Raw genomic sequence first — 10,759 nt, 5'->3', positions numbered from 1 at the left:
ATTCAGCATTCAGCATTCATTTTACCCGCAAAACGTTATATTGTTGCAAATCCCAAGTGTTATGTTATAACATTTTGCAATTAGGGGTAGGGCGTATTGCTTTGCCCGCGGGAAATGATTCGCCATTGGGGGTGTATGTGTTGAAACGGTCTTTGTTGACCCTGGGTTGCTTGGTGCTGCCTGCCTGGGCCAGTGCCGATACTATTCGGGGTGTGGTGCTTGATGAAGTTGGTCAGCCGATTAGTGGCGCAACGGTGCAGGTGGTAGGAACGCGTACCAGTACGCAGACCAATAGTACCGGGGAATTTGCTCTGGAAGAATTGTCCAGTGATGACGTAGAGCTGCATGTACGCGCTCCGCGTTTTATGCACAAAAACGCGCATGTTCACGGTGGAGATACATCGCTCACCATCACACTGGATGAGACTGTGATGGAGGTGATCGACGTTACCGGTTTGCCTTGGCATGTTTCGCAATTAGAGTCGGCGACCCCAGTGACAGTGTTAAGTGGCGAGTCGCTGCGCGATCAGCAAGCGGCCACTCTAGGCGACACCTTGGGTAAGCAAATTGGGGTTCACTCCAGTTATTACGGCCCGGTAGCCAGTACACCCATTATTCGTGGTTTATCTGGGCCGCGCGTATTAGTGGCGCAAAATGGGTTGGATGTTGGCGACGTGTCGCGCTCTGGCCCCGATCACGCGGTTACTGGCGAGGCGACAACCGCCCGCCAGGTTGAAATTCTGCGTGGACCGGCCACCTTGTTTTACGGCAACGGTGCCATAGGTGGTGTTGTCAATGTGGTGGATGATCGTATTCCGCAAGACCTTGACACCTTTGGTCAGTTCCAACTGGAATACAACGGTGCCAACAGTGAGCCGGTCGTGCAAGGTAGCGCCAATGTCGCTGCCGGTGACTTTGCGTTTCATGTCGATGGTTTTTGGCGCGATGCGGATGATCTGGAGGTGCCTGAGTTTGCAGAGGCGAACCCCGATGCCGATGCAGCCTATGGCGTATTAGAAAATTCCGCCTACGACAGCCAGGGCGCCACCATTGGCGGCAGCTATATCAGTGACAGTGGTTTTACCGGCATCAGTGTGGGCCGCCTGGAGCGCACTTACGGTATTCCCGGCCACAGTCATGACGGTATTTCAGTGCAGGCGGACTTGGAGCAGGATCGTGTGCAATTGGTTAGCGAATACAGCTTTGATCACTCGCTGGTGTCCGAGGCGCGTTTTCGCTACGGTTATACCGATTATCAGCACCAGGAAGTTGAGGGTGATGCTATAGGCACCATTTTCTCAACCGAGTTACACGAAGCGCGTTTAGATTTATATCACCAGCCCTTAGCAGAGTGGCGCGGTGCCTTCAGTTTGCACGGTAAGCGCGAAGAGAGTTGGGCCAGAGGTGAAGAAGCCTTTGCGCCACCAGCGACGACCGAGTCTATCGCCGCGGCTGTGATGGAAGAGAGACACTTTGGGGACTGGTTACTGCAAATTGGCGGTCGTCTAGAGTTAATCCAAATTGACGCCACGGATGTTTTGCTTGACGGCGAAGGTGAGCGCGGTGTTTACCGCTCGGACCATGAGTTTACGCCTTACAGTGTGTCGGTCGGAACCGTTTGGGATTTTGCCGAAGGTTATAACCTCGGCCTGTCGGTATCGCATTCGCAGCGCGCCCCCTCTACCGCCGAATCTTTATCGTTTGGTCCGCATATCGGCGCCGGGACCTACGAGGTCGGTGCACTGTTTGACATCCTGGCTAACGATGAAGGCGACTGGGTTGTTAACTTCTCCGAGCAGCCACTGGAGCTGGAAACGGCTAATAACATCGATATTTCATTGCGAAAATTCTCTGGCAATATCGGTTTTGTAGTGGGCGCTTTTTATAATCAGATCGATAACTTCTACTACGAGCGAGCCACTGGTTTGTTCGAAGAAAGTGGCCACGATCATGACCACGCCGAAGACGAGCATGACCATGCGGAAGATGAACATGATCACGCTGAGGATGAACACGAGGGCGAAGATGAACTCTTGCCGGTGTATCAATTCACCTCGGCCGATACTGAGCTTTATGGTCTAGAAGGGGAGGTGCACTGGCAGGTGGCAGATCCCTTAATCTTGCGTCTGTCGGCCGATTACATTCGCGCCACCTTGCGTGACGGCGGTAACTTACCGCGCATTCCACCCATGCGACTTGGTTTACAGGCGGAATATGCAAGCGGATCTTGGCTAATGAGTGCCAGTGCCACCCATTATTTCAAAGCGGATGAAACCGCTGAGCTCGAAACCAGCACCGATGCCTACACCTGGCTCGATGTTGAGGTGAGCTACACCTTGCCGGTGTTGGATGGGGCCAAATTATTCTTGCGTGGCGACAACTTACTTAACGAAACCGCTCGCGTTCACTCGTCATTTATTAAAGATATTGCGCCACGCGCAGCGCGTTCGGCATCGGCCGGCATTCGCGTAAGCTTTTAAGGAGATTGGAAATGTTATTTGAAAAAAATGTAAAGCCACTGTCGGCCGCTATTTTGGCGCTATTGCTGAGCGCCTGCGGCGGCAGCGAAACTAATATCTATGCGCAAGACGTGGCAGAGCCCGGTCACGAAGATCACGATCACGAAGAAGATGAACACGATCATGAAGAAGATGAGCATGATCACGAGGATGAAGTCAGTGATGCGCGTTTACTGTTGATAGAGGCAGGCACCGATACGGTTCATGTTTTTGAGGCGGGCGATGGCGATGAGGTGACCGAGCTCACCTTGCCTGCGTCTATTGGTTACGCCTACCCCGTACCGGGTTATCGCTATGCGGCATTTATTCACCGCGACGATAACTGGGTCAGCTTTGTCGACGGTGGTGTGTGGGAGGAAGACCACGGTGATCACGATCACCCCTACGCTGAGGCCCCAGCCATTTTGGATTTCCATCTGGATGGCGTAAAACCAACTCACTACACCTTTGATGAAGAACAGGTCGCGGTATTTTACGATGGCAACGGCGACACCAGTGATGTTGCAGGCGTGGCCACTTTCGATGCCCACACCGTGGCGGATAATGGCCTTGCCAACACCTTGAGCTTTGCCACCCATATGCACGGTGCGGCACAGGTGCGTGGCGAGCATCTCTACACCACTGAGCGCGATGCCGATGCAGCCTCAACTCTGCCGGATCGGGTGAGCGTCTACCACTTGCACGATACCAAGTACGAACTGGAAGCCATCTTTGATGAGCCGTGTCCAGCCCTGCACGGCAGTGCGCAAAACGAAGACCATGTATTCTTTGCCTGTGGTGACGGTGTGCTGGTGATTGAAGAGCACGATGGTTTTGAGGTGGCAAAAATCACCCACGGTGACGTGTTGGCCGCCGATGTCCGAGTGGGCAGCCTGCGTGCACACGAAGAGGTTCACGATGTTATTGGCATCGCCTCGGGCTCTTTGGTCTTGGTTGATCCGCACGAGGCAACTTTGCAGTCACTGGCTTGGCAGTCAGACGTTGCAGTGGTCGCTAGCGATTTTGTTGCCGATGGTGAGTTTTTCGCCGCACTGTTAGCCGATGGTAATTTGGTGGTGCTGGATACGGCCGACTGGTCTGTCCACGGTGAATTGGCCGTAACCGATGCATCTGTTTTGGCAGAGGGGCAAAGCTTGAGCTTTATCGCCGAGCCCGATGGCCACCATATTTATGTGTTAAACCCCGGTGAGTCAGAAGTGATTCCGGTCGATGTCGAAGCACTTGAGCTCGATGCGCACTGGGAATTAGATTTTGTGCCTGCAGGCGGTGTTTGGGTCGGCTATGGTGAAGAAGACCACGACCACGACCACTGAGTTTTATTCTTAGTCAGGGTGTATTAATTTCACCCTATTGGTTTGGCGCCCTTTGTATTATGCTAATGTAATGCACTGGGTGCCTTGCTAGGTTACCCCATCCGTGTAGTTACATCATCTAGGGGGCCTCAAGCCATATGGAGCATTCGCAAGACAAACAGTTAACGCTTGCGGCATGCTTGTCGGATTTACAGCTCTGGGTTGCAGCACGCGATCCACTTAGCGTCGAACTGCAAGCGCAGCTTCTGGCGACTCCTCGACTGTCCCTTGATCACTTCCACCAGCAAGCCCCAGGGGCAGACCCCATTTGGTTGGTCGGCTTATGGCTGGCGCGTGGCATCGGCGATAATCTTCGTTGTGACTTGGAGTTGGCCGAACGCCTTCAGCGAGTGCAGCGTATCTTAATTGAGTTGATTGCAGAGGATGCAGCCTTTAGTCATGTGAGCGAAAAACGCTGGTTTATCGCCTGGGATACCTTCTTTTTTCATCTGCATAGTTGGTACCCGGGGCTGGGTAGTGCGGCGAATAAATTTCTGGCCCAATGTGATCACACCTTGCAAATGCTCAGCGGTCAAGACCCTGCCGTTTGTCTTCAGGCCATCGAGGATTTCAATCAGCAGGCTGATCGCGACTTGGAGCGCGCGGGGCGCGTAGCGGCGCGCATTCGTGATACTGAACTCGGCCAATTAAAGGTCCAAAAAGCTAAGCGGCAAGTAGACGAGACACTGAACCAATGGTTGGCTGGCAGCCGCTTGCCCGATAGCGTATTCACCTATATTCGCCACACCATGGGGCCGGCCTTACAATTTTATTTGATTAATGATCGCCATCAAGAGTGGGAACTTTGGTGCGATTTATTGCAGTCACTTTGTAAGATGTTTGAGCCCAATAAGTCAGCTGAGGAGCAAGTGCAACTGCACCGCCAGGCTCCTGCACTGGGCGCACGATTGCAATCAACAAAACCTCCTGAAACCTGTGAGCTACAAACTTACCACCACTTTATGAGCGATGTGCTAGACGGAGTGGATCAACTGTTGGCGGGGGCGTTGCCGGATGCTGACATCGCACCGCCCATGGCGAGGGAAAACCCCGCCGCGCGTTTGCGCTCTCACCGCCGAGACCAGGAGCAGCACCGGCTAAACTGTGGCGATTGGTTGCGTTTTACCAATGCCAATGAAGGGGATGTACGCTGTCAGTATTTATTGCAATCGCCGGTGAGTGATGAGCTGATTTTCGTCAATCGCTTAGGACATAAAGTGGTGCAAATGTCCGTCGGCAGTTTCCTTGAGGCTTTAGATCGGCGCGATGCCGAACCCATGGCCAATATTAAAGTCTTTAGCACTGCCATGAACAAAGCTGTAGCTCGGCTGGAGTACTGCCATGCCGAGGCCAAGGTGAAATGGCAACAGCAAGAAAAAATAAAACAGCAGCGCGAAGCGCAACTGGCCCGTGAGCGCGCCGAACGTGAACGCGCCAAGGCCGCTCGGCAGCAGGCCAATAAGGCCGCACGCGAGCAGGCACTGGCAGAAGAGAAGGCCCGTCTACATCGTTTAAAAGTAGAGCGTGAACAGGCCGAGCTTGAGGCTCGCCAAGCCCTGCAGGCGCAGCGTGAACAAGCCGCGGCAGCTCGCATTGAAACACTGGTAACAGGCATGTCGGCCGATATTACCGACAGCGACAATCATACCGAGCGCTGTACCTTGGCTATGATTATTCCTTCTACGGGGAAATATATATTCTTCGATCAGTACCAGCGCAAAGTCAATGAGTGGCGGCGCGAAGAGTTAATGCAGCAGATCATGGCCGGCAATATTGACTTTTACGATGCCGAGCCCGGTTTTGACAGTCGCCTGGAGCAAATAGTCTTCGGCCAAAAGCGCACACAGGCGTAACAACTTTCTCGATTGTATTTTTCTTGCGCAAGATCTGCTTTTTAGCGGCAAATGTCGGTATTATATTCACCAAGCGCTTGGTTAATGGGTCATTAAACAGATCAATAACTAAAGAGTCTCTGCAAGCCCCGAAGGGTGCGGCCCAAACGTCCACCCGCTGTGTTGCCCTTCTTGCCAAGGACTATGGCCATTACCTGCGAAGAGCACCTTGCGCAGTGAACGTTTGGGCTCGCGCAGAGACAACGGAAGGCTTTATCAGGGACTCCCTAATAACAAAAAACGTATGAGTAAGGCACACTTATGAATGCTTACGAACATTCCGCGCAAATAGCTCGTGTTTGCGAACTGTTGGAAAACGGTAAAGCCAAAGCCGCATTAAAGCGACTAAGCCCCCTGTATAAAGCCGATGAAGACAACCTTGAGGTGGTTTACCTTGTACTGGATGCCTTGGCTGAGCTGGAACTTCACGATCAAACCCAAACGGTCATTTTGCGAGCTATTAAGCGTCAGCCGCAAGAGGCAGAGCTTTGGGGGCGTTTGGTGCACTTTTATCTCGACCAAAAAGACAGCGAGCAAGCTTTAAAGGTGCTGAACAAAGCCAGCGCTGCTTTGCCAGAGCACTATGAGTTATCGCGCTTGAAAGCGTTTGTGTACTCCCGCCAGGGCAATCGCGAAGCTATGCATGATCAGCTCGAAGTGTTAATAGCCGCACACCCAGAGCACACTCACGACTTATTAATTGAGCGCGCTGAATTATATCGTACGCTTGCGCTGGAGCCCAAAAACGGTGAGGCCCAAGTCAAAGACGCACTCGGTTTTTCGGCGCTTGCGGTGGTACCTTTGCAAAAAGCGGCGGCAGATATAACTCGGGCTATAAATCATCAGGTTGACGATTGGCATTTGTATTTTAAGCGCGCAGGTTTTCATAAGCTATTGCTCGATTTTGATGCCGCCATTGTCGATTATGATCAAGCGTTGCGACACCTTGATACCGAAGGTGAAGATTTTCGTGAATTTTTAATCCAGGAACGCGACGGCTGTTTAAACGGTGGCCGCAATGGGCGCGAAGCTTTTGCCAATTCGCTGCGCGAAGGCATGCCCTCAGCGGATAACGGCGAGTTGAGCATGGTTGATTACATGAGCAATAACCTGATGGATACTCTGGCCGATCAGTACACCGACAACAACGGCAACATAGTGGAGTTACTCGAGACGGTCAGTGATGACCCCGACGAAGCGCTGGCCCTCAGTGTGGCGCAAGACATTATTAAGCAGGCACGCGAGCCCAACTCCGATTATCAGCCAGTCGATGCCTGTGAATTTCCCCGCTCCGAGCGCGCCTTTTGCGATAAAGTCGAAAAAGCACTGACGGCGCAAGGTTTTACCTCGCTGGGGGATTTTGAGCCGGTCGGTGCTCGCCCCATGCTGGGCAAGCGCGCGCTGGTGCGTATTTTTCTCTCGGAGGATTCCTCTATTTGCGCGGCAGCTGCGCGTTTTTCGCCGTTAAAGCCGGCGCTATGGGTGTGGCTGATTATGGTGTTGTTGCGCCAGTGGAAACCGCATCATTTTGTTCAGTTGGAAAGCGTCACCACCGCGGGACACTTCCTGATAACCAGTAATAGCGGTTCCGTCAGCCCTTTTACCGATTTGCCACGCAATATAGACGCGCTCAATATGGCGCCTAACACCAAACTTCCAGAGTTGGTTGCCGCGCATCAGGAGCGGTTGCAGACCGAACAGGCCGACTGGGTGGATTATCAAAATCTAGATGGCGTGTTGGATTACCAAGAAACGCTGCGCTTAGCGAAAAACGCCCATCGGGAAAGCATTGGCTTTGTGACAGAAGATGAGCTTAACTCCCTTTTGGGGAAGCAGTACGATAAATTTGCAGAACCTGTGCGCAAATATTTACGCTTACTGACCCACCGTTAATGACAGCCACTAATATGCCGGAGCAAGGTCATGGATTTGGAAAAAATTGAAAAGCTGAACGAACTAAAAGAAAAAGGCATGATTACCCAGCAAGAGTATGACGAAGCTAAGGCCAAGGCGCTCGGTGGCGGCGCCAGTGCTGCTCCAACGATGGATATGGATAATCGCACTTACAGCATGCTGATGCATTTTGCTCAGTTGTGCGGTTATTTGCTCCCTATGTGTGGTTGGGTTGCGCCGCTGGTGTTGTGGCTTATTCGCCGGGACGATCCGTACATTAATGAGCAAGGTAAGGTAGTTTTTAACTGGATTATCAGCTCATTTATCTATCATATAATCTGTTTTATGCTGTGGTTTGTGGTGATTGGTATCTTTATGACCGTGATACTGGCCGTGATATCAATTATCTTTGCCGTTATCGGGGCGGTTCGCGCCAAAGACGGCGTTATTCAGAACTACCCTATGAGCATCTCGTTTTTCGCTGTTAACCCCAATATCGATGAATAATGCGCCTCGCTGTTTTTAATGCCAAAGGTTACGACCGTCTTTATCTTGATCACTTCGCCGATTGGCAGCTGACCTTCTTTGACGCGCACCTAAACGAACAGAGTGCGCCCCTGGCTGCAGGTTTTGATGCGGTCTGTTGTTTTGTTAACGATGTCGTCAATGTGGCGGTATTGGAGCAATTGTCTGAGCGGGGGGTAGGGTTAGTCGCCATGCGTTGCGCCGGGTTTAACAATGTTGATATCGCCGCTGCCCGGCGCCTCGGTATTGCTGTGTGTCGCGTGCCAGAATACTCGCCTTACGCGGTTGCCGAGCACGCCGCGGCGCTGGTGCTGGACCTTAATCGCCATATTCGCCGGGCTTACGCGCGAGTGCGCGAACAGGACTACTCGTTGGATGGTCTGCTCGGCTTTGATTTGCATGGCAAAACCGCAGGCATTATTGGCGGTGGTAAAATCGGCCAGGCGTTTGCCCGCATTATGAATGGCTTTGGTTGTCGTACGCTGGTGTATGATCCGGCGCCAAGCGCCGCCATGGCAGTGCTGGCAGAGGCTGTGAGTATCGAGCGCTTGTGGGCCGAGTCGGATATCGTGTCTCTGCACTGCCCCTTACTTGAAGCCACCCATCATCTGGTCAATGCCGACACCCTAGCGCAGATGAAGCCGGGGGTGATGCTAATCAATACCAGTCGCGGCGGCCTGATTGATACCCGTGCGGTTATCGCCGCACTGAAAAGCGGCCGCATAGGCTACTTGGGGCTCGATGTCTACGAAGAGGAGGCGGACCTGTTTTTTAATGATCTGTCCGACGGGATTTTACAAGACGATGTATTTGCCCGCCTGCTTACCTTCCCCAACGTGGTGATTACCGGCCATCAAGCATTTTTTACCCGCGAGGCGCTGGCAGAAATTGCCCGTGTGACGCGGCAAAACTTGCAAGCTTATGCGCGCGGTGATTGCAGCGGTAGTGGATTTATCGTTGGCTGTTAGCCTCTTAACTTAGTCGCCGTTTGGCGTGTCCATATGGCTCGACGTAATAGATGCACAAGGCTGGTCGATTGGTGTACAATCGCGCCTTTCCTTTTTCCACCCTTACTCATTAACCCGGCAGTGCCGGCGCGCTGCCCGTTAGTTTAGGAATTGCCCATGTTTGATAAAGACCAAACAATCGCCTCGTTTGACCCGGAAGTTTGGGCCTCAATCGAAAATGAAAGCCGTCGTCAGGAAGAGCACATCGAACTGATTGCCTCGGAAAACTACACCAGCCCCATGGTCATGGCGGCGCAGGGCACCAAGCTTACCAACAAGTACGCCGAAGGCTACCCGGGTAAGCGTTACTACGGCGGTTGTGAGTATGTCGATAAGAGTGAACAGCTGGCTATTGAGCGCGCCTGCGAGCTGTTCGGTGCCGATTACGCCAACGTACAGCCGCACTCGGGCTCACAGGCCAACGGTGCAGTGTACCAAGCGCTGTGCAAGCCCGGCGATACCATTTTGGGTATGAGCCTGGACGCCGGTGGCCACCTGACCCACGGGGCCAAGCCTAACTTCTCCGGCAAAACCTACAATGCCGTACAGTACGGCCTGAACCCAGACACCGGTCTGGTGGATATGGACGAGGTTGAAAGCCTTGCGCTAGAGCACAAGCCCACCATGATTGTGGCTGGCTTTTCGGCCTATTCACAGGTGATGGACTGGGCAAGATTTCGTGAAATCGCCGATAAAGTAGGTGCTTACTTACTGGTTGATATGGCTCACGTGGCAGGTTTAGTCGCTGCGGGTGTTTACCCCAACCCTGTACCACACGCTCACGTGGTAACCTCCACCACCCATAAAACCCTGCGCGGTCCTCGCGGCGGTATTATTCTGGCCAAAGCCGATGAGGCAATCGAAAAGAAACTCAACTCTGCGGTATTCCCCGGTGGTCAGGGTGGTCCTTTGATGCACGTGATTGCCGCTAAGGCCATCAGCTTTAAAGAAGCCATGAGTGACGACTATAAAACCTATCAGCAGCAAGTGGTGAAAAACGCCAAGGCCATGGCCAAGGTGTTTTTGGAGCGCGGCCTCGATGTGGTCTCCGGCGGTACTGAAAACCACCTGATGCTAGTGAGCCTGATTGGCAAAGAGTACTCGGGCAAAGACGCCGATGCCGCATTGGGCGAAGCGAATATCACCGTTAACAAAAACGCCGTACCCAACGACCCTCGCTCACCGTTTGTGACCTCTGGCCTGCGTGTTGGCACCCCAGCCATCACCACTCGCGGCTTTGGCGAGAGCGAGTGTACCGACCTGGCGCACTGGATGTGTGACGTGCTGGACGGTCTGGAAAAAGGCGACGCCTCAGAAGCCATCGCCACCGTGAAACAGAAAGTGTTGGACGTTTGTGCCAAGTTTCCGGTTTATGGCTGATGTACGCTGCGCGCGTCTGAGGTCGGAAGTCTGACGTCGGACGCGGTGGGGTGGAACGCATAACGCGGAATGCGGAATGCGGAATGCTATAGAAGGGCGGCTCCTTACCGGGGTCGCCCTTTTTATTGTCACGGTGTATGAAGATGAATGGCGACAATGCTTGACACCGCTAGGCGCCAGCGCAACACAAT

At 53.1% G+C, this 10,759-nt stretch carries 7 protein-coding genes; all 7 read left to right on the top strand.

Going from position 1 to position 10,759, the window contains the following annotated elements:
• The first annotated feature begins 137 nt into the window (after positions 1-137).
• The 7 genes from Q4526_RS00895 (at position 138) to glyA (ending at position 10,568) form a co-directional block, all read left to right on the top strand.
• Entirely contained in the window at positions 138-2,480 is a 2,343-nt protein-coding gene (locus tag Q4526_RS00895; protein ID WP_303609491.1) for a TonB-dependent receptor, read from the top strand.
• Positions 2,481-2,491: 11 nt separating this feature from the next.
• The gene (locus Q4526_RS00890) at positions 2,492-3,832 is read left to right on the top strand and encodes a hypothetical protein (protein WP_215974827.1); all 1,341 of its coding nucleotides are present in this window, start codon (positions 2,492-2,494) and stop codon (positions 3,830-3,832) included.
• 137 nt (positions 3,833-3,969) lie between these two features.
• The gene (locus Q4526_RS00885; protein WP_215974826.1) at positions 3,970-5,724 is read left to right on the top strand and encodes a DUF1631 family protein; all 1,755 of its coding nucleotides are present in this window, start codon (positions 3,970-3,972) and stop codon (positions 5,722-5,724) included.
• A gap of 300 nt (positions 5,725-6,024) precedes the next feature.
• A complete protein-coding gene (locus Q4526_RS00880) occupies positions 6,025-7,656 on the top strand; it encodes a hypothetical protein (protein WP_215974825.1) in 1,632 nt (543 codons plus the stop codon).
• A gap of 30 nt (positions 7,657-7,686) precedes the next feature.
• Positions 7,687-8,163 (top strand): DUF4870 domain-containing protein, encoded by a 477-nt coding sequence (locus Q4526_RS00875; protein WP_215974824.1) that lies wholly within the window; start codon positions 7,687-7,689, stop codon positions 8,161-8,163.
• Complete coding sequence (locus tag Q4526_RS00870) at positions 8,163-9,149, top strand: 2-hydroxyacid dehydrogenase (protein WP_215974823.1); 987 nt, start codon at positions 8,163-8,165, stop codon at positions 9,147-9,149. The genes Q4526_RS00875 and Q4526_RS00870 overlap by 1 nt, the downstream gene beginning before the upstream one ends.
• A gap of 156 nt (positions 9,150-9,305) precedes the next feature.
• Positions 9,306-10,568, top strand: coding sequence for a serine hydroxymethyltransferase (glyA, locus tag Q4526_RS00865; RefSeq protein ID WP_215974822.1), 1,263 nt, complete (start codon positions 9,306-9,308; stop codon positions 10,566-10,568).
• The last annotated feature ends 191 nt before the right edge of the window (positions 10,569-10,759 follow it).

Source organism: Gilvimarinus sp. 2_MG-2023 (genome assembly GCF_030547685.1).
GTDB lineage: Bacteria > Pseudomonadota > Gammaproteobacteria > Pseudomonadales > Cellvibrionaceae > Gilvimarinus.
Note: the sequence above shows the minus strand (reverse complement) of the source record. Positions and strands in the feature narration are given on the sequence as shown.

Excerpts from the sequence above, each read along its gene's own strand:
- Q4526_RS00890 (WP_215974827.1), top strand. The coding sequence starts at position 2,492 with ATGTTATTTGAAAAAAATGTAAAGCCACTGTCGGCCGCTATTTTGGCG.
- Q4526_RS00885 (WP_215974826.1), top strand. The coding sequence starts at position 3,970 with ATGGAGCATTCGCAAGACAAACAGTTAACGCTTGCGGCATGCTTGTCG.
- Q4526_RS00880 (WP_215974825.1), top strand. The coding sequence starts at position 6,025 with ATGAATGCTTACGAACATTCCGCGCAAATAGCTCGTGTTTGCGAACTG.
- Q4526_RS00875 (WP_215974824.1), top strand. The coding sequence starts at position 7,687 with ATGGATTTGGAAAAAATTGAAAAGCTGAACGAACTAAAAGAAAAAGGC.
- Q4526_RS00870 (WP_215974823.1), top strand. The coding sequence starts at position 8,163 with ATGCGCCTCGCTGTTTTTAATGCCAAAGGTTACGACCGTCTTTATCTT.
- glyA (WP_215974822.1), top strand. The coding sequence starts at position 9,306 with ATGTTTGATAAAGACCAAACAATCGCCTCGTTTGACCCGGAAGTTTGG.